The organism is bacterium, from assembly GCA_035530055.1.
Lineage (GTDB): Bacteria > UBA6262 > WVXT01 > WVXT01 > WVXT01 > WVXT01.
The window spans coordinates 1-17,612 of the sequence record DATKVN010000048.1 but is presented as its reverse complement, the minus strand read 5'-3'; the positions used below and the strand labels follow the sequence as shown (position 1 = coordinate 17,612).

Genomic DNA, 17,612 nt, shown 5'->3' with positions numbered 1-17,612 from the left:
GACTCTGTGCCGTCCCTTCCTTTGGGCGACCACGGAGTGTCGCCCCTACATTGACGCAGAGCTATCGCTCTGCGGCTACATTTTCGAGAGTATTGTCACGTCGCCAGCAACAACTCTCTTCCTGCCGTCCTCTGTCTCTACAATCAAAGCTCCGTACTCATCTATATCCAGGGCTTTACCTTCAATAATCCCATCCGCGCACTCAATCTTAACTTCCTTATCCAGCACAGCCGACATCCTCTTACACTCTTTTAGAATTGGACCCATCCCTTGCCTTTTAAAATTCCAATAATATTTATCAAAATTTTCCAGCACTTTTCTTAAAAGTTTCTGTTTGGGTAGGTTGCGACCTATAACATCCTTAAGAGAAGTCGCATTAGCTCTTAGAGGGGGAGGAATTCGATTATTCACATTAATTCCCAGGCCTGTGATAACGTAATTAACCTGGCTAACACCTGAGACCATTTCCGTCAGCACCCCACATACTTTCTTAAATTCAATACCAGGAATGTGACGAATTAGAACATCGTTTGGCCATTTAAGCTTTACTTCTATTCTGGTGAGTTCGGCTATAGCTTTTGCTACAGCGAGGCTCCCAATCATAGTTGTTTTTGGCACTTCCATGGGGGTTATTTCAGGACGGAGGATAACGGATAGCCAGATACCCCCCTTTGGCGAAACCCATCTTCTCCCTAGGCGACCCTTTCCCTGGGTCTGGATTTCTGCAATAACAACCGTTCCCTCAGCAAGACCCTTCTGTGCAAACTTCTTTGCCTTATCCTGAGTGGAAGTGATCCTTACATACCGAAATATTTTTCTCCCTATAATTCTTGATGAACGAAAAGAAACGCGCGTCCCTGCTTTCTTCACTTTTCCGCCTTGGCACCTTGTCACCTTTTCCCAGGGTTAAACCGCTAGGCTAACCATTTTACTCTTACTATGTCGTTATGCCCACTATCTCCAAACTTATATCCAGTGCCCTTGCTGAGTGAGTAATCTCTCCCACCGATATCCTATCCACTCCCAGATGAGCAATCTGTTTAATACTCTTTAAATTTATTTTCCCCGAGACTTCGATAGCCGGACTTTTTGTCCCTTTTCTATCCCGCGCCATTTTAACCATTCTTACTGCCTTCTTTAAAATAGGGAGTTTCATATTATCGAGCATAATAATATCCACATCCATATCTAATACTCTTTTCAGTTGCCTGAGACTATCCACCTCCACCTCTACTTTCATTCCCTTGGGAATCTTCTTCCTTATCTCTTCCAAATTCCAGCCGCCCGGAACTCTCTCTCCCGTGCGAACGCCTGCTATCCGCCAATGGTTATCTTTAACCAGTACCATATCATAAAGGCCCATCCGATGATTATATCCACCGCCGCAACTCACTGCATACTTCTCCAGATACCTTAGGCCCGGGAGTGTTTTCCTTGTATCATAAACTCCTGTCTTTCCCTGAAGCCCGGTAGATTTCATAGCCTCCACATATTTTCGGGTTAGTGTGGCAATCCCCGAAAGGTGCTGCAAAAAGTTTAGCGCTGTTCTTTCCCCTGTCAGTACCACCTGAGCGCTTCCCCGAACTTCTGCCAGGGTCTCTCCTTTCTTTACTTGGTCTCCATCTTCCACTCTCTTTTTGAACTTGATTTCTCTTCCTTCCTTGCCTTTTCTAATAATTAAGCTTTCCACAGTTTTGAACACCTCTTCTGCCACTCCTATCCCGGCAACCACCCCCGACTCCCTGGCTACTATCTTTGCTTTTATTCTCTTTGTTTCCGGCACAAGTAAACCAGTGGTAATATCCCCTCTCCCGATATCCTCCCGGAGCGCATTTTTAACAATTGGTCTTATCTTTTTTAAATCAAGGTTCACATTTTCCTCCTCGCTCCGATTAATCTATGCCTTATATTACAACTTTTTTGCTCTGTGATTTTCGATTATTTTCTTAATCTTCTGTAAAGGCAGGCGTTTCCTTTCGATGTTCTTAATCATCCGAATCCTACTCAAAGTATCTTCTTTATCGTAAAGTTTTTGACCTCCAGGCGTGGTACCAGCTGGTTCTACTAAGCCAATTTCTGTATAGTACCTTATGGTTGACGGTAATACACCCGCCAGCTTAGCTATCTCGCCAATTTTTAATAAATCCTGGGAGTGTAATTTTTTACGAGCCACCCGCCTCCTACCTCCTTTCGCTTCGCTCAATCCGACCGGGGTTCTCACCATCTCGAACCCGTCGCCAGACTTGTCGCTCCTTATTCGTCGCGACGGCGACCCTTTTTGATTTATTGGAATAATTTGGTAGCCGCAACCTTTAGGTTAGACGCAGACCAAGGTCTGCTACTCCTTTCTTAGACGCAGGCTGAAGTGCGACTACCTGTGAACAACTCTTTTTCTATGCGGTAACCCTTTCAATTCAAAAATTTTGTCTCTTAATATTGTTGCCAGCTCAAAATCAAGGTTGTCTGCAGCCTGGCGCATCTCGCGCTCAAGCTGCTTCAATACCAGAGGCGCCTGCTCTTCGGTTAAATAATCGTAACCCCTCTCCCGTAAGATTCCGTAAGCCCTCTGTTTCGTTTCATCGATAAATTCTTCTTCTTCTCTGATTGCTTTTTGAATTGTCTGAGGAATAATGTGTAATTTCCTGTTATACTCTAACTGTTTCTTACGCCTGCGGTCCATTTCTGTGATGGCGCGGCGCATCGATTGAGTCATTCCATCTGCATACATAATTACCTGGCCATTTACGTTGCGAGATGCCCTTCCACAAACCTGTATCAAAGAGGTTTCAGACCTCAAGAATCCTTCTTTATCTGCATCGAGTACAGCCACTAAGGAGACCTCTGGCAAATCGAGTCCTTCCCTTAACAGGTTTATCCCCACCAGACAGTCGAACTCACCTTTCCGGAGGTCCTTCAAAATCTCCACCCTGCTCAAAGTCTCAATCTCTGAATGGAGATAGCGCACGCGTAAGCCCTTCTCTACAAGAAAAGAACATAAATCCTCTGCCATTCGCTTAGTTAGGGTAGTCACCAGAACCCTCTCTCTCCTCTCCATTCTTTTCTCAATCTCTTTAATTAAGTTATCAACCTGGCCTTTGGTGGGCCTTATCTCCACTGCCGGATCGACCAATCCAGTCGGTCTTATAACCTGCTCTACCACAACACCTTTCGCCTTCTTCAGTTCATAAGGAGCCGGGGTAGCTGAAACATAGATGACCTGATTGACCAACCTTTCAAATTCAGCAAATTTTAAAGGTCGATTATCCAGGGCACTGGGCAGGCGAAAGCCATATTCCACAAGGGTCTCTTTTCTGGAACGGTCTCCTTTATACATACCATTCACTTGAGGAATAGTAACGTGAGATTCATCGATAATCGTCAGGAATTCCTGGGGAAAATAGTTAATCAGACAGGATGAGGGCTCTCCCGGCTTTCTTCCCGAGAGATGTCTGGAATAGTTTTCGATTCCAGTACAATAGCCTACTTCACGCATAATCTCAATATCGTAATTTGTCCTGGTCTCTAACCTCTGGGCTTCCAGTAACTTATTTTGAGACCTCAATTCCTTTAATCTTTGTTCCAACTCTTTCTTTATCGCTTTTATAGCTTCCTCCAGCCTCGGTCCGGTAGTGACGAAATGTTTTGCCGGATAGATATATACCTTATCTTTGTCCGTTAAAACTTTACCGGTTAAAGGGTCGATTTCAGTTATCCTCTCAATCTCATCGCCAAAAAATTCTACCCTGAGAGCGGTTTCCAGATAGGCAGGATATATTTCCACAACATCTCCCCTGACCCTGAAATTTCCCCGGGTGAAACTGATGTCGTTTCTCTGATACTGGATACGGACTAAATCCCTCAGCAAATCCTGCCGGGGATAGGAGTTACCCTTGAGCAGAATGACCAGAGACTCCTTCCATTCCTGGGGGGAACCAATGCCATAGATACAGGATACAGAAGCCACAATGATAACATCCTTCCTTTCTAAAAGAGAACTGGTGGCTTTTAGCCTTAACCGGTCAATCCGATCGTTGATGGAAGCGTCCTTCTCTATATAGGTATCGGTCTGGGGAACATAGGCCTCAGGTTGGTAGTAGTCATAATAGCTCACAAAATACTCTACGCTATTTTCCGGAAAGAATTGCTTAAATTCGGAATAGAGCTGCGCTGCCAGGGTCTTATTATGGGAAATTATTAGTGTAGGTCTATTAACATTGGCTATCAAACTCGCAACAGAGAACGTCTTTCCTGAGCCAGTCACGCCAAGTAATACTTGATTCTTTTCTCCTCGCAGAATACCTTCAGTCAGTTCCTTAATTGCCGGGGGTTGGTCTCCCCGAGGAACAAAATCTGAAACCAATTTGAATTTCAAGTCAATTCTCCACTAAAAGCTTTCTTCCAATTAAGATTCCATCTCTTCAAAGCTTCTATCATCGGATAATCGGTACGGTCGAGAGACAAGGGTGTAATCGATATCTTATTATGCTCAATGGCGACAATATCCGTGCCCTCCTCCGAGATTCCAGAGATATTCTCACCAGCAATCCAATAGTACTTTTCTCCACGAGGGTCCATACGTTCCTGAATCTCTTTACCGTATATTCTCTTCCCCTGTCTGGTTATTTCCATTCCCCTAATTTCATCCAGAGGTAAATCGGGAACATTCACGTTAAGGTAGACGCTTTTAGGTAAGCCTTGCTGGATAATTTTTTCAGCCAGAAAGCGCCCAAAATTTGCTGCCACTTCAAAGTGGTATCCACCCGTGACAACTAAGGATATGGCAAAGGAGGGAATTTCCAACAGAGTTCCTTCCAAGGCTGCTCCCACTGTTCCAGAATAAGTTACATCATCACCAAGGTTGGGACCATTATTTATTCCCGCAACTACTAACTCCACATCCCCCTTCATCAAACCCAGTATACCCAGTCTCACGCAATCTGAGGGAGTTCCGTTCACCAGAAATTTCTTCTCTTCCAGTTTTTGGATCCGTAGAGGTTTATCCAGGGTCATAGAGTGACTGGTAGTCGACCTCTGCTGGTCGGGCAGGACAACGTAAACTTCACCAAGTGTTGATAATGCTCGAACCAGGGACTCAAACCCCTTACCATGTATTCCATCATCATTAGTCACCAGAATCCGCATTTCTATTCCCTGTCTGTGCGGTCAGGCACTCTTTCCCGATTCGGTCCCGGCCTCGGGACAGAGTGCCAAAACGCGAAGCTCTGCTTCGCTACTCCTCGTCATCCTAAAGGACGACCGACCAGTGTAATTTATAATGTATACTAACAAAACTTTTAAATAAAATCAACATAAATTTAAGTTGACAATAACAGTTAATTTATGATATTTTTTTCTTAATCTGAGTAAAATCTGCCTAAGATTGCGAGTGGTTGAAACTATGGCAAATGGACTCTTTGAGGAAATAAGAAGCCTGGTCCGAAAGGCAATCGCTCCCGATGGAAAGGAGTATGAAAGCCTCTCTATCGAAGCAGTAAGAAAGATTGCCAATAAGAAGAAAGTTCTGGGAAAAGAAGTAGAAATTGCTGCCTTAGAGAAGGAGGTAGTTCCTGAACGCTACCAGAGAAATATCGGAACAGTGGGAATCGAGGGTCAAATTAAGCTACTCAGGTCAAAAGTGGTTATAGCTGGTGCCGGAGGTCTGGGAGGAACAGTTACGGAGCTCTTGGCTAGAATGGGTGTGGGACATCTCATAGTAGTTGATGGAGACTCCTTTGAAGATAGTAATATCAATCGACATCTGCTCTGTCAGGAAAAGAACCTTAGACAGAATAAGTCTCAGGCAGCAGTGGAGAGAGTAGGGCAGATTAACTCAGGAGTTGAAGTGACTTCTTTTTCTCGTCATATTACCGAAGAGAATGCCACCCGATTGATAAAAGGGGCAAATGTCATTGTGGACGCTTTAGGTGAAATAGGCGCCCGTTTTATCTTAGAAGCAGCATCTAAAAAAGAAGGTCTTCCCTTAGTTCACGGCGCTATAGCCGGATTCTACGGACAGGTCACCACCATATTGCCAGAAGATGAAGGATTGATAAGGATTTATGGTTCACGCGATAGGGCTCCAGAGGTGGGAAGTGAGAGTGACCTGGGAACTCCTCCTACTACAGCCAGTATCGTTGCTTCGTTTCAGGCCCAAGAAGTCATAAAGGTCCTGCTGGGAATCGATAAACTGCTGCATAACAGACTATTAACTATAGATGCTGAATCAGGGAATATAGAGATAATTAGCCTCTCCCTTTAAGCCTACTCGAGCATCTTCTCAAGCAATCAAGCATAACAGAAAAAAATAATTAAGCATTGTAACATCAATCCCCAGAATTTTCTTGACAAAAGGCTTTGGATTTGGTAAATATAATTGACATGAAAAAGAGAAAAAAGGCCAGAAAATATAGAAAATTAACGCCCTGGCAGAAACTGGTCAGTAAGTACGGAGTAAAGGGAGCAAAAGAAAGGTATAAGAAGATTATCTTTAAGGAAGAAAGCGAGCCAGAAACTGCCAAAACTTCTCTCCAGCCACCTCCTCCAGCTGAAAAGGAAGAAAGGGTAAGTCTATTCATTGACCGGGGTGCCCCGCTTCAGGAACGTTATGGAGAGACTAAAATAGCTCTTTTACCCCGCGATCCCAGATGGATTTATGCCTATTGGGAGATTAATGAGGTAAGTAAAGAAGAAACCAGGAAGAAACGAGGAGAGGGGATATTTTCCAGAAGCAGCTTAACCCTTAGATTTTATGATGTGACTGATATTGTGTTCAATGGCAGAAACGCTCATAAGCAATTTGATGTGAAAGTATATTCAGAAATCGGTAATTGGTATTTTCAAGTGCCAGAAAGTGGCCGTACCTACTTGAGCGACATCGGACTTCTAACTGAAGAGGGTGAGTTCATCACCCTTGCCCGTTCCAACGCGGTTTCCCTGCCCAAAGGAAAGATATCCGAAATCGGCGACGAGGAATGGATGATTGTAAAAGAAGAGTTTGAGAAACTGGTAAAAAAGATGCATCTTGATAAGTCTGGCTTAAGCACTGAGGAGGCAATGAAAATCCTTTCCCGGCGTCTGGAAGAAATCTTACCTCTTGGCGTAGGCTCTCCTATCCCTACCTCCCGTAAGCCCAAATAGCATTCACATTATGATCCAGGAAAAAACTATGGAAAAAGGATACTTATGTCTTCTCCTTCACGCCCATCTTCCTTTTGTTCGCCATCCTGAACACGAGGACTTTCTTGAAGAAGATTGGCTCTACGAAGCTCTAACTGAAACATATATTCCTCTAATTAGGGTTTTAGATGGATTAATAAATGACGGAGTAGATTTCAGACTGACCATTTCCATTAGCCCAACCTTGACAGCAATGTTTTCCGACCCTTTACTTCAGAGTCGATATTTGCGTCATTTGTCTAAGTTGATTGAGCTAACGGAGAAGGAACAAATCCGCGTAAGAAAACAGCCTGAGTTTCAGGAAGCTGCCCAAATGTATGAGAAGAGATTGAAAGAAGTGCGGTTTATTTTCGAAGAGAAGTATAATGGGAATCTCCTCAATGCTTTCCGTAAATTCCAGGACCTGGGAAAAATTGAAGTCATAACCTGTTGCGCCACTCATGGATTTCTCCCTCTTATGGTATACCGCCGTGCTGTTCGAGCTCAGGTAAGGATAGCAATGCGAGACCATCTATTTAAATTTGGTCATCGGCCAAAGGGAATTTGGCTCTCCGAGTGCGCCTACAATCCAGGAGACGACGAAATTCTAAAAGAAGAGAATTTGCGATTCTTCTTTCTCGACACTCACGGGATTATCTACGGCACTCCCCGACCCCGCTATGCTGTTTTTGCTCCGGTCTATTGCCCTTCGGGAGTGGTAGCATTTGGCCGCGACGTTGAGTCTTCCCTGCAGGTGTGGAGCGCTGAGACCGGTTACCCTGGAGATTTTCGCTATAGGGAATTCTACAGAGATCTAGGTTATGACCTGGATTACAACTACATCCGTCCGTATCTCCACTCTGATGGCATAAGGAGAAATGTAGGAATCAAGTATCATAAAATCACAGGTAAAGTAGCCCTGGATAAGAAAGAACCCTACCATCCCCAAGAAGCTCTGGAGGCTGCGGCTGAGCATGCGGGAAATTTTATCTTTAATAGAGAAAAGCAGGTGGAGTATTTATACGATTTTATGGGCCGTAAACCGATTATCGTGGCTCCTTACGATGCTGAACTTTTTGGCCACTGGTGGTACGAAGGTCCCGATTTCCTCAATTTCCTCTTCCGAAAAATACATTATGACCAAACTACACTTAGACCGGTCACTCCCTCAGAGTATTTAAATGAGAATCCAAAAAATCAGGTAATAACACCTTCTATGTCCAGCTGGGGAGATAAAGGATATAATGAGGTCTGGCTGAACAGAAACAATGACTGGATTTACCGACACCTGCACAAGGTTACTGAGAGAATGGTAGAAATAACCGACGAGAACCCAGAGGCAAGGGGAGTGAAAAAGCGAGCGTTGAATCAGGCTGCCAGAGAATTGCTTCTGGCTCAGGCTTCAGATTGGGCATTCATTATGACCACTGGCAGAATGGTCGAATATGCTGAAAAGAGAACGCGCAACCATATCCACCAGTTCAACAGATTGTATGAAGAGATAAAAAATAACAGAATCGACGAAAACTTCCTTAACGACCTCGAATACAGAGACAACATCTTTCCTGAAATGGACTACCGCGCCTACCTCTAAAAAGGGGACTGTCCCCTTTTTTTCTGTACTGCGACCGAAAGGAAAGCTCAAAAAATCACTCTGACCCCTTTTTTATTTTTATCCAGACTTCTCTGCGCCTGGGGCCGTCAAATTCGGCAAAGAAGACTCCCTGCCATGTGCCCAGGACGAGGTCTCCCTTCTCTATAGGGATTGTCTCCGAGGAGCCTACCAAACTGGCCTTAATGTGGGCAGCAGCATTCCCTTCCAGATGAGTATAATCACCCTGCCAGGGAACCAGCTTATCCAGCCCCATCAGAATATCCTGCCTGACACTGGGATCTGCATTCTCATTGATGGTAATCCCGGCAGTAGTATGGGGAACGAAAACATAGCAGAGACCATTCTCAATCTTGCTCTTATGCACTATATCCCTTACCAGAGGCGTTATATCCATTAATTCCGATCGCGAGTGCGTTCTGATGCTCAATCTATTCAACATTTTTCTTGTCCTGAAAATAAGTTGCAGAAGTGGTGTCGCTCTCCCACACAGTCACTTTGCTCACCATATAGAGAGAACCTTTCAACCGGGATTTTAACTCATTGTAAATAAACCTGGCGATGTTTTCAGAAGTCGGATTAGTCACTTTAAAATGCGAAATTTCATTTAAATATTTATGGTCTAGTTTTCCCATAATCCTTTCCAGATAATCTTTCACCTCTCTGAAATCTATCAACATACCAGTTTTATCCAACTTTTCTCCACGAATTCCAACTTCTACTTTCCAATTGTGACCATGCAATTTCTCGCATTTTTTCCTGTAGCCCCGTAAATTATGCGCCGCGGAAAAACTTCCCTCCACCATAACTTCGTACATCGTTTACCCCATCTCCGCCAGATTAACTCTTTCCGCCTTATCCATACTCTTTCCCAGAAACCTCCTGCCAAGCTGCAGAAACTTCTCCGGGTCATCGCTGACAAAAAATTTATATACTGCTTTACGATTTCCCTTTCTCAACAATTTTTTCTCCTCGAGCATTCTTTTTACAGCCTTAGCTGTAGCTTCAGCAGTATCTATAAGAGAAATTTCCTGTCCCATTATTCTCGACAGGAGCTCCTTTAAAAGCGGATAATGAGTGCATCCCAAAATGAGAGTATCTATGTCCTTATCTTTTAGAGGAGATAGATATTTTTCGGCAATCTGCGAAGTCTCAGGTTTGTCAAGCCAACCTTCCTCAACAAGAGGAACAAATAACGGGCAGGCTTGAGAAAATACTTTTACATTTTTGTCTATCTTCTTGAGAGCTTCCTCAAATGCTCTACTTTTTATTGTTCCTTCTGTCCCGATAATCCCTATCTTGAAATTTCTGGTAGCATCTATTGCAGCCCGAGCACCGGGTTCTATTACACCAATGACGGGAGTCTCTATATTTTCTTTCAACGAAGAAAGGGCGAAAGATGAGGCGGTATTACAAGCCACTATGATAATCTTTACTTTTTGTGTTTTTAGAAAATTTGCAATATCTAAAGAGTAGTGAGTGACTGCCTCTTTAGACTTGGAACCGTAAGGGAGATGTGCTGTATCGCCAAAGTAGATAATATCCTCTTGGGGAAGAATCCTGAATAACTGGCTAACAACAGTCAATCCGCCAACGCCTGAGTCAAATACCCCGACTGGCTTTTCTACCATTTCCCCTCCTATGTTTACCACCTCTCCACCCATTCCTTGTATTCTTTTACCCCCGTACAGATGGATTCCACTACACTTTTCTGAAATTTGCTGCTTTTCAGCCTTCTTTCTCCCGAGCGATTGGAAATAAACGCTGCTTCCACAAGAATAGCCGGCATCTTAGCTCCCCGCAAAACCGTGAAACCGGCCTGTTTAACCCCTCTGTTCTCCACATCTCTTAATTTTCTGTCGACTTCGGAACAGATGAGCGAACAAAGCTCACTTGACTCATTCATAAATTCATTCATAGTTAATGACCACAGGATGGAAGATAACTCATTTCTCTCTTCTGTTCTCTCTTCTAAAGCCATTACTGCATTCTCCATATTGGCTACTGCTTGTGCCTCTTCATCAGATACTTCATCAGACAGGAAGTAGACCTCAAAACCTTTAGTACGCGACTTCAGGGAAGCATTGCAGTGAATGCTGATAAACAGGTCAGCCTTCTGCTGGTTAGCTATGGCAGTTCTGTCGGCAAGGGGCAGAAAAACGTCGTGGTACCTGGTTAAGATAACTCTTGTTTTCAGATTCTTATGTAACTCTTTAGCTAACTTATGGGCTATTCTCAGCACCACGTCCTTCTCCTTGGTACCCCGAGGGCCGATTGCCCCCGGGTCTTTGCCTCCATGTCCCGGGTCAATCACGATAGTTCTAACTCTTTGCTTCTTCACTCCTTCCACGGGCGAGACAGGTGCAGTTATTTCGGGTTCTGGAGGAGGAACCTCTTCCTCTTCTTCTTTTAGAGGAGCACCAGGCATCTTCTCCACAGTAGACAAAGTTTTGCCCGCATAATCCCAGGATACCTGTCCACCAAGTACCTCGCCAAATGCCTTAGTAACCACAACTTCCAGGGGAATCCATACTCTTCCTTCAATAATTTTGGTTTCCTTTTTCATCTTGCGTTTAATATTGTCGATAATTACTTCAGTGCTATCAACAAAAAATTCTACCTTCCCCTGACTCAATTCTAAACTTGCCTTATTCTTAACCGGGTCAAAATCGACTTTCCCATCAAATACCTCGGCCACATCATTGATTTTCAGATAACCCATTCCCGCAATCAAAAGTAAGTCGATATCGCTATAAGTCTTCTCGGCAGTAACCACTTCAATCTTAGCCAGCTGCTCCTGTGCTGAGGCAAGGGAGAAACAGAAAATCAATATTAACCCGCATAGAAATAATTTTTTCAACTACACCTCACTACTTTTCTCTATAGTCAAATTTCAGTCTAGATTCTCGTCATTCCGAAAGGGCAACCAACATGTTTGGCTGGAGTCCTTGCGAAAGCAAGGTTATTCCTCTCTCCGATGAAATCGGGAGTCATTCCTCCCTTTCGGGAGGACTCCAATTTTTCTCTTTTCATCACTTGAAAGAGCAATCTACCTGATTGTTTTATTATGGGATTAATTTTTTAATCTTTAAGAAAAGTGCATCCCAATCGATTGGCTTAATCATAAAGTCACTAGCCCCGGCTGCAAAGCCCTTTTCCATATCGCCAACCATTCCTGTACCTGTGAGAAGAATTACAGGAATATTTTTAATTTCTTCATTTTCTTTAATCATCTTGCAGGTAGCAAATCCATCAACTTCAGGCATCAATACGTCCATCATAATGAGGTCGGGCTTCTCCTTGCTTGCCTTACTAATCCCTTCCAATCCCGAAAGGGCCGTCAATACCTGGTAATCGCGAGTTTCCAGTACTGCTGTCATTGTCTCTAGAGCATCGGGGTCATCATCAATTATGAGTATTTTTGATTTCCTGTTCATATCTCTGCCTATGATTTTGGTGGAGGCGGCGGGACATATACCCCACTTATTTCTAAGTGGTATGGACTATCTCTTCATCCCCAATCGGGGAGCCTGACGTATTATAGAAGGCATAGATTTATCGCTGGTTCAATTTCGCCCAACGATATCACCTCCTATCATTGCAGTCTCTGCAGGGCTTTCGCCCCTCAGGATTACCCTTTCCTGTATTATCAGGATTAGGGTTTCCCTGATGTAAGCCAGGTTTTGCATCCCGAATTACTTCGGGAGTCGACCCTTTGATCGAACCCGCGTCCAGAAATATTTCAGCAGGACATCTACAGGTTTAGTCTTTGTTTGGAATCTCCCCCGCCTTATTACCCAAAGACAGGATTCGAGACGGAGCAGCCTTTAAATCTCATCCCGACTTCCAAGGCAAAAGCCGGAACTATCCCATCTCTCTGACACTCATCCCCATCCAATGGGCAAAAAGAGGTGAGCGTGTCCGCTTACGCGGCTAATGCTAACTTAGTAGTGTCAGCACTTAGTTTTGTTGTCGATTGATTAACGAGCCTTCGACAAACCTCGACCTGCCGTCCTTGCCTCCTCTATCCCTGTCGAAACCTGATCGCCCCCTTTATTTATATCTATCTTTCATCGACCTTCTTACTTCTCTCTCGGCTTCACGCCTCTTTAATGCTTCTCTCTTATCATATGTCTTTTTCCCCCTGGCAAGGCCAAGAGAAACCTTCGCATTTCCCCTTTTAAAATACATCTCTAAAGGGACCAAAGTCAAGCCTCTTTGTTGAACTCTGCCCATCAATCTTTTTATCTCATGCTTATGCAAAAGCAACTTCCTCTTTCGCTTCGGGTCGTAATCCTTTGTCGAGGATTTTTCATATGGGCTTATATGTACATTATAAAGGAATGCCTCTTCTCCTTCTATGAGACCAAAACCACCCTTCAAAGCCGCTTTTCCTTCCCGCAAAGACTTTACTTCCGAGCCAACTAAAACAATTCCCGACTCATAGGTCTCTAAAATTTCATATTCGTGTAAAGCCTTTTTGTTTGTACTTATGATTTTTTTCATTTTTTAAATTATACCAAAATAGATTCCTTTTTGCAAATAAAAAAGCCCGAACATAAGTTTGGGCTTGACTTTTTCTCCATGCTAAATTAAAATTATTCTGAAATTATGCCGAAGTGGTGAAATTGGCAAACACGCACGGTTCAGGGCCGTGTGGGCGAGAGCCCTTGGGGGTTCAAGTCCCCCCTTCGGCATTAGCTAAGAGTCCCATTCCTTTGCAACTCCCAATTAACCCTAATAGATACATCTTAAGTCACCGGGTCTGATTTTCGTTATTCCAGTTTGAATTTGAGGGTGATTGTTCCCCACTGGACTATCTTCTTCTCCTTGGGAGAAAGTGGCTCGAAGAGCCATTTCTTCATCGCCTGGCTGGCAATCTGGTCCAGGTCAGGATATCCCGTAGTCTGGGTTACCTCTACTCTATTGACTAATCCGTCAGGCAGGACCCAGAACTTTAAGCGGACTTCTCCACTCACCCCTGCCTCTTCTGCCCACTTTGGATATTGTGGATAAACGCGCCGGACAATTCCTCTACGAGAGACTGGACCGGTTATGGCAAACTCTTGGGCCTCACCCTTTCCCACAAAAATGCCGCCTCTATCGTGAACTCCGGGCGTAATTTTAACTCCTTCCATGGTGAACCTGCCTTCACCCGGCAGCATCGATATTTTCTCTCCCAATTCGGGCTCAGGCGCGGGGACTTCTGATAGGGTAATCTTCGTTTCCGGGCCCAGAATTGCCAGTGGCTCTCCCTCTCCTGGCGTCCACACATCTACTCCCGGAGCAGGACGGATATCAGTCCTCGGTCGAGCAAGAGCCAAAGCCTTTGGGTAACCGGGTTCAGTGGGTCTTATCGCCGGAAATGAAACTAAAGAGACCTCCACAAATCTAACCGGAGGTCTATGGCGCTGGGTTATGGGAATATATATCAGCATTAACAAATGCAATATGAAAGAAATAACTAGTGAAAGCCGGAAATTGCGATCTGCAAACATTCTTTTCTCCCGAAACTCACAGCAACTTTGGTTCTGTGGCAATCGCTAATCTATCAGCTCCGTTCAGTTTTGCAATATCCATTGCATGCACCACCAGGCCATGTTTAACTTCCTGGTCGGCTTTAATAATCAACAATCTGTCTTTCCTCTGGGCAAAAGCAGCCTGCAATGCTTCTCCCAGCCCATCCAGGGTAACCGGTTCTTCGTTCAAAAAGAGTATGTTCTCGGCAGTAATCGTTAAGACGAGGTCTTTCTTCAACTGAATTTCGGAAGTAACTGCCTTGGGTAATCTAACCTGGATGCCTGGCTGAACAACAAAAGAAGTAGATAACATAAAGAAAATTAGGAGTAGAAATACGACGTCGGCCATTGGCGCGATATCGAGATGCGTGCTGAGAGTTCTTGGTCTTCTGAATTGCATTTTCTTTGCCTCCTTATCTGGTCGGGGGCACTGTTTACAGTGCCCCCGATACATCAGGGTCACCCTGGAGTCCCCCCGATGAAATCGGGGGTTATTCTTCCTCTCCCGATGAAATCGGGAATTCCAGACTCCGGCGCCCAAAAGAGCACCAACCTAACCAGGAATTAAAATTCTAATCACTTCTCTGCAGTATCTCTCAACCTCAGAAACAAATCTATCCACGCGATGGACAAAATATCGATAGAAAAGAAGTGTGGGAATAGCAATGAGTAACCCGGTGGCAGTGGTAATCAGCGCTTCGGAAATGCCTGAAGCTACAATCGCCGGAGAAGTGGCGCTGGCAGCAGCAATGGAATCGAAAGCGCGAATCATTCCTAAGACTGTGCCAGTAAACCCCATCAAAGTGGATACTGCGGCAATGGTGGCCAGAGCAGGCAGATAGTTTTCCAGGCGAGGAACTTCTTCTGAAGCCTGCGTTTCAAATGCAACTTCCATTGTTTTCTGCCCCTTGTCATACTGGGACAAGCCTGCCTTCAATATGGAAGCAACTGGCCCCTTGGAATTGTTACAGACAGCTACTGCTTGTTCAACCCTCTTTTGATCAACCAGTCCCTTAATTCTACCCATTAGCTCCCTCTCGCCAGTTTTCGCTCGCGAAAGAACTTGCAACTTGTTGATGATTATCGCCAGAGCCAAAACCGAAGCAATAAAAAGAGGATACATCATTATTCCCCCGCGTAAAAAATAGTTCAGCATTTTAGCCTCCTTTTGGAATAGGAGTAGCAGAGCTGGCTCTGCGTCAACTAATCGCGAAACAAGTTTCGCTACTCCTTTTACTTCCGGTTAGAATTTTAGTTTCAACCCTCCAAAAAATTTACTATGGTCAAGCGGATAACCGAACCTCTCAGCATACTTCTCCTGCAGTAAATTCTCTCCTTGAACAAAAATAAGAAGCTGCTTTGCTACGCGATAGGAGATTTCTGTTTCCAGCGTCCAGTAGAAGGGCAAAGATTGATAGCGATTGTAATATCTTTCGCTTTGCATTAGGATTGATAGAACTACACTTAACGGCTTATAGGAATAGAGTGACGAAATTTTGAGAGAATGAAAGGGTCTATACGGCACTTTCTCATCGGGTTGGTCTTCATCCTCTATTCTCTCATATACATATCTCAAGGTCTGAGTAAAATTATCCGTTGGGGTGTAAACAAGGGATGCTTCCACGCCTTCTGAATATACGTTGGAGATATTTTGCCAACTTCCTATCATGCCATTGTCGGAAAGAGCAATGAAATTTCTAAATCTCCTCTGAAAGAAGGAGATGTTGCCAGAGAGGTTCTCTCTGAGTTTATACTCCATACCTTCCTCCAGAGAAAATTTTCTTTTCTGAGGAAGAAGGTCTAAATTAACCTCTGTATAGTCATTGTCTATATAGAGTTCATCGAAGAGGGGAACTGCCATTTCTGGCTTATATTTTACCCAGAGGTTAAAATTGGGAACCAGCTCGTAAGAGAGTCTGCCTGTGGGATAAAGATATGAGGTAAGGGGCTTACTCTTCTCTTTGTATTCCAGTCCCAGGTTAACCCATAGTCTTTCAAAGAGAAGAAATTCGTCACTCAGAGAAATGTAACTGATTGAGTAACGCCTCCTATCACCACCTAATCTAAGACTCTCCTGATAAAGTTGCGCTTCCAGGTTCAGTAAGTTCCTTTCCGTCAGACCAATCCTCGCCTGTAATCTGGCTCCCCCTATTTCACTTTTGGCTTTATCGTTATTCTTTAAGTTTGCTATTTGACCAAAGAACTGACATCCCAGATTGCTCCCTTCTCTTATTCTCCCCTCCATTCCTAATTCCACGTTGAATAGGTCTAGATTTTGAGTAATGGCAGAATTGGACAAGCGATAATCTTTCAGGAGACCAGAAGTTGCAATTTTCAAATCGAGCTTTTCAACAGGCTTGAATCCCAATTCTAAAAACGCGCTATCCTGGTTATACCGCCTGCCAGGAAATTCTCCGTCTGTCTTGTATTTTCCTATACCAAGGAGATAGTAAGTTTTGTCCCCAATCTGTCTACCGTAACTGAGGTTAGCCTTTAAAGCGTCGAAACTCCCGTAAGCAAAACTGAAATCAATAATGTTTTCCTTCCTCGGAGGAAAGGATAGAGGAGAGATTTTTGCCATTGGCTCCAGACCAACTTCCACCTTTTTCAGAAAAGGCTGATCAATGAGTGGCTGCCTTTCACCACCTATGATTACTCTGGACTGGTCTTCTCCGATAATTACCACTTCCGGTAGCTCGAAGGCAGGCTTCTCCTCAGTTGGCTTCTCTGCTTCCGCCCCTGCATTGGGTTTGCATAAAAAGAGAAAAATCAAGATTCCTATGAAAAAGATAATTTTTCTTATCGGCATACTATTTATCGGCTATCCTCTCCAGTTCTGTTTGTGCTTTCTTCGCCCACTCGGTTTCCGGATAATTCTCTATGACCTTCTTATAAGCTTTCCTCGCTTCCTCCCAGAACCTTTCTTTACCGTTAGATTCTCCAGCCATATATTGCGCAGGGGCAGCAAAGTACGTGTATTTGTCATAGAGATATACTACCTTCAAATATTCAACCATAGCATTGTGGTAATCTTTCCGGAAATAGTAACAGTCACCTATTCTCTTCTGCGCTTCCGCTCCTACTTCGTTGCGGGCTAAATTTGTAGCTAATCTGTATTTTTCTATTGCCTTTTTATAATCCTTCTTTTCTTCAAGCAAAATTCCGTCTCTCAGGTGGATTCTGGCTGCAGCTATTGACTGGGGATACTTCTGGAGTATCTTCTGAAAAGCCTCCTGCGCAAGGTCATTATTGCCCATCTTTTCATAGCTCTCTCCTATCTTATACTGCGACTCACTGGAGAAAGTATCTTCCGGGCTTTTGGCAAT

At 44.1% G+C, this 17,612-nt stretch carries 19 protein-coding genes, 1 tRNA gene and 1 other RNA gene; 4 read left to right on the top strand and 17 right to left on the bottom strand.

Annotated features, from left to right (window positions below; all coding sequences use genetic code 11):
* Positions 1 to 75: 75 nt before the first annotated feature.
* From VMW39_04190 to surE, 5 genes are all read right to left on the bottom strand, one after another.
* Positions 76 to 870 carry a biotin--[acetyl-CoA-carboxylase] ligase gene (locus tag VMW39_04190; GenBank protein HUW23211.1) on the bottom strand — a complete coding sequence of 265 codons (795 nt, stop codon included), beginning with the start codon at positions 868 to 870 and terminating at the stop codon, positions 76 to 78.
* Between the two features lie 67 nt (positions 871 to 937).
* The gene (gene nadC / locus VMW39_04185) at positions 938 to 1,873 is read right to left on the bottom strand and encodes a carboxylating nicotinate-nucleotide diphosphorylase (GenBank protein ID HUW23210.1); all 936 of its coding nucleotides are present in this window, start codon (positions 1,871 to 1,873) and stop codon (positions 938 to 940) included.
* 36 nt (positions 1,874 to 1,909) lie between these two features.
* The gene (locus tag VMW39_04180; protein HUW23209.1) at positions 1,910 to 2,173 is read right to left on the bottom strand and encodes a MerR family transcriptional regulator; all 264 of its coding nucleotides are present in this window, start codon (positions 2,171 to 2,173) and stop codon (positions 1,910 to 1,912) included.
* Positions 2,174 to 2,371: 198 nt separating this feature from the next.
* Positions 2,372 to 4,378, bottom strand: a complete 2,007-nt coding sequence (gene uvrB, locus VMW39_04175) for an excinuclease ABC subunit UvrB (protein ID HUW23208.1) — start codon at positions 4,376 to 4,378, stop codon at positions 2,372 to 2,374.
* Complete coding sequence (gene surE / locus VMW39_04170; GenBank protein ID HUW23207.1) at positions 4,369 to 5,142, bottom strand: 5'/3'-nucleotidase SurE; 774 nt, start codon at positions 5,140 to 5,142, stop codon at positions 4,369 to 4,371. Before surE ends, uvrB begins: the two co-directional genes overlap by 10 nt.
* 244 nt (positions 5,143 to 5,386) lie before the next feature.
* Here surE and VMW39_04165 point away from each other — a divergent pair, with 244 nt between their 5' ends.
* From VMW39_04165 to VMW39_04155, 3 genes are all read left to right on the top strand, one after another.
* Positions 5,387 to 6,259 carry a HesA/MoeB/ThiF family protein gene (locus tag VMW39_04165; GenBank protein ID HUW23206.1) on the top strand — a complete coding sequence of 291 codons (873 nt, stop codon included), beginning with the start codon at positions 5,387 to 5,389 and terminating at the stop codon, positions 6,257 to 6,259.
* 119 nt (positions 6,260 to 6,378) lie between these two features.
* Entirely contained in the window at positions 6,379 to 7,137 is a 759-nt protein-coding gene (locus VMW39_04160; protein ID HUW23205.1) for a DUF4912 domain-containing protein, read from the top strand.
* A gap of 28 nt (positions 7,138 to 7,165) precedes the next feature.
* Positions 7,166 to 8,749: a 1,4-alpha-glucan branching protein domain-containing protein gene (locus VMW39_04155; protein HUW23204.1), complete on the top strand. Its 1,584-nt coding sequence runs from the start codon at positions 7,166 to 7,168 to the stop codon at positions 8,747 to 8,749.
* A gap of 55 nt (positions 8,750 to 8,804) precedes the next feature.
* Here the strand turns inward: VMW39_04155 and VMW39_04150 are convergent, their stop codons facing one another.
* The 7 genes from VMW39_04150 to smpB form a co-directional block, all read right to left on the bottom strand.
* Positions 8,805 to 9,209 carry a secondary thiamine-phosphate synthase enzyme YjbQ gene (locus VMW39_04150; protein ID HUW23203.1) on the bottom strand — a complete coding sequence of 135 codons (405 nt, stop codon included), beginning with the start codon at positions 9,207 to 9,209 and terminating at the stop codon, positions 8,805 to 8,807.
* On the bottom strand, positions 9,199 to 9,585 hold the full coding sequence (gene queD, locus VMW39_04145) for a 6-carboxytetrahydropterin synthase QueD (GenBank protein HUW23202.1): 387 nt from the start codon (positions 9,583 to 9,585) through the stop codon (positions 9,199 to 9,201). Before queD ends, VMW39_04150 begins: the two co-directional genes overlap by 11 nt.
* 3 nt (positions 9,586 to 9,588) lie before the next feature.
* Positions 9,589 to 10,398: a glutamate racemase gene (gene murI / locus VMW39_04140; GenBank protein ID HUW23201.1), complete on the bottom strand. Its 810-nt coding sequence runs from the start codon at positions 10,396 to 10,398 to the stop codon at positions 9,589 to 9,591.
* A gap of 14 nt (positions 10,399 to 10,412) precedes the next feature.
* Positions 10,413 to 11,627 (bottom strand): N-acetylmuramoyl-L-alanine amidase, encoded by a 1,215-nt coding sequence (locus VMW39_04135; GenBank protein ID HUW23200.1) that lies wholly within the window; start codon positions 11,625 to 11,627, stop codon positions 10,413 to 10,415.
* A 205-nt stretch (positions 11,628 to 11,832) separates the two neighbouring features.
* Complete coding sequence (locus VMW39_04130) at positions 11,833 to 12,204, bottom strand: response regulator (protein HUW23199.1); 372 nt, start codon at positions 12,202 to 12,204, stop codon at positions 11,833 to 11,835.
* A gap of 265 nt (positions 12,205 to 12,469) precedes the next feature.
* Positions 12,470 to 12,819: a transfer-messenger RNA gene (gene ssrA, locus VMW39_04125) on the bottom strand.
* A gap of 1 nt (position 12,820) precedes the next feature.
* Positions 12,821 to 13,273, bottom strand: a complete 453-nt coding sequence (smpB, locus tag VMW39_04120) for an SsrA-binding protein SmpB (GenBank protein HUW23198.1) — start codon at positions 13,271 to 13,273, stop codon at positions 12,821 to 12,823.
* A gap of 107 nt (positions 13,274 to 13,380) precedes the next feature.
* Here smpB and VMW39_04115 point away from each other — a divergent pair.
* Positions 13,381 to 13,464: transfer RNA gene (locus VMW39_04115), tRNA-Leu, on the top strand.
* A gap of 78 nt (positions 13,465 to 13,542) precedes the next feature.
* Here the strand turns inward: VMW39_04115 and VMW39_04110 are convergent.
* From VMW39_04110 to VMW39_04090, 5 genes are all read right to left on the bottom strand, one after another.
* Positions 13,543 to 14,265: an energy transducer TonB gene (locus tag VMW39_04110; GenBank protein HUW23197.1), complete on the bottom strand. Its 723-nt coding sequence runs from the start codon at positions 14,263 to 14,265 to the stop codon at positions 13,543 to 13,545.
* Between the two features lie 16 nt (positions 14,266 to 14,281).
* Positions 14,282 to 14,686 carry a biopolymer transporter ExbD gene (locus VMW39_04105; protein HUW23196.1) on the bottom strand — a complete coding sequence of 135 codons (405 nt, stop codon included), beginning with the start codon at positions 14,684 to 14,686 and terminating at the stop codon, positions 14,282 to 14,284.
* Between the two features lie 153 nt (positions 14,687 to 14,839).
* Entirely contained in the window at positions 14,840 to 15,442 is a 603-nt protein-coding gene (locus VMW39_04100) for a MotA/TolQ/ExbB proton channel family protein (GenBank protein ID HUW23195.1), read from the bottom strand.
* Between the two features lie 87 nt (positions 15,443 to 15,529).
* A complete protein-coding gene (locus VMW39_04095) occupies positions 15,530 to 17,095 on the bottom strand; it encodes a TonB-dependent receptor (protein ID HUW23194.1) in 1,566 nt (521 codons plus the stop codon).
* Between the two features lies 1 nt (position 17,096).
* A partial coding sequence (locus tag VMW39_04090; GenBank protein ID HUW23193.1) for a tetratricopeptide repeat protein occupies positions 17,097 to 17,612 on the bottom strand: 516 nt, incomplete at its 5' end.

What these genes read in the sequence shown, in the direction of transcription:
- VMW39_04150 (HUW23203.1), bottom strand. Translation starts at nt 9,209, where the DNA reads ATGTTGAATAGATTGAGCATCAGAACGCACTCGCGATCGGAATTAATG.
- surE (HUW23207.1), bottom strand. Translation starts at nt 5,142, where the DNA reads ATGCGGATTCTGGTGACTAATGATGATGGAATACATGGTAAGGGGTTT.
- smpB (HUW23198.1), bottom strand. Translation starts at nt 13,273, where the DNA reads ATGAAAAAAATCATAAGTACAAACAAAAAGGCTTTACACGAATATGAA.
- VMW39_04155 (HUW23204.1), top strand. Translation starts at nt 7,166, where the DNA reads ATGGAAAAAGGATACTTATGTCTTCTCCTTCACGCCCATCTTCCTTTT.
- VMW39_04160 (HUW23205.1), top strand. Translation starts at nt 6,379, where the DNA reads ATGAAAAAGAGAAAAAAGGCCAGAAAATATAGAAAATTAACGCCCTGG.
- murI (HUW23201.1), bottom strand. Translation starts at nt 10,398, where the DNA reads ATGGTAGAAAAGCCAGTCGGGGTATTTGACTCAGGCGTTGGCGGATTG.
- VMW39_04095 (HUW23194.1), bottom strand. Translation starts at nt 17,095, where the DNA reads ATGCCGATAAGAAAAATTATCTTTTTCATAGGAATCTTGATTTTTCTC.
- VMW39_04130 (HUW23199.1), bottom strand. Translation starts at nt 12,204, where the DNA reads ATGAACAGGAAATCAAAAATACTCATAATTGATGATGACCCCGATGCT.
- VMW39_04100 (HUW23195.1), bottom strand. Translation starts at nt 15,442, where the DNA reads ATGCTGAACTATTTTTTACGCGGGGGAATAATGATGTATCCTCTTTTT.
- VMW39_04110 (HUW23197.1), bottom strand. Translation starts at nt 14,265, where the DNA reads ATGTTTGCAGATCGCAATTTCCGGCTTTCACTAGTTATTTCTTTCATA.
- queD (HUW23202.1), bottom strand. Translation starts at nt 9,585, where the DNA reads ATGTACGAAGTTATGGTGGAGGGAAGTTTTTCCGCGGCGCATAATTTA.
- VMW39_04105 (HUW23196.1), bottom strand. Translation starts at nt 14,686, where the DNA reads ATGCAATTCAGAAGACCAAGAACTCTCAGCACGCATCTCGATATCGCG.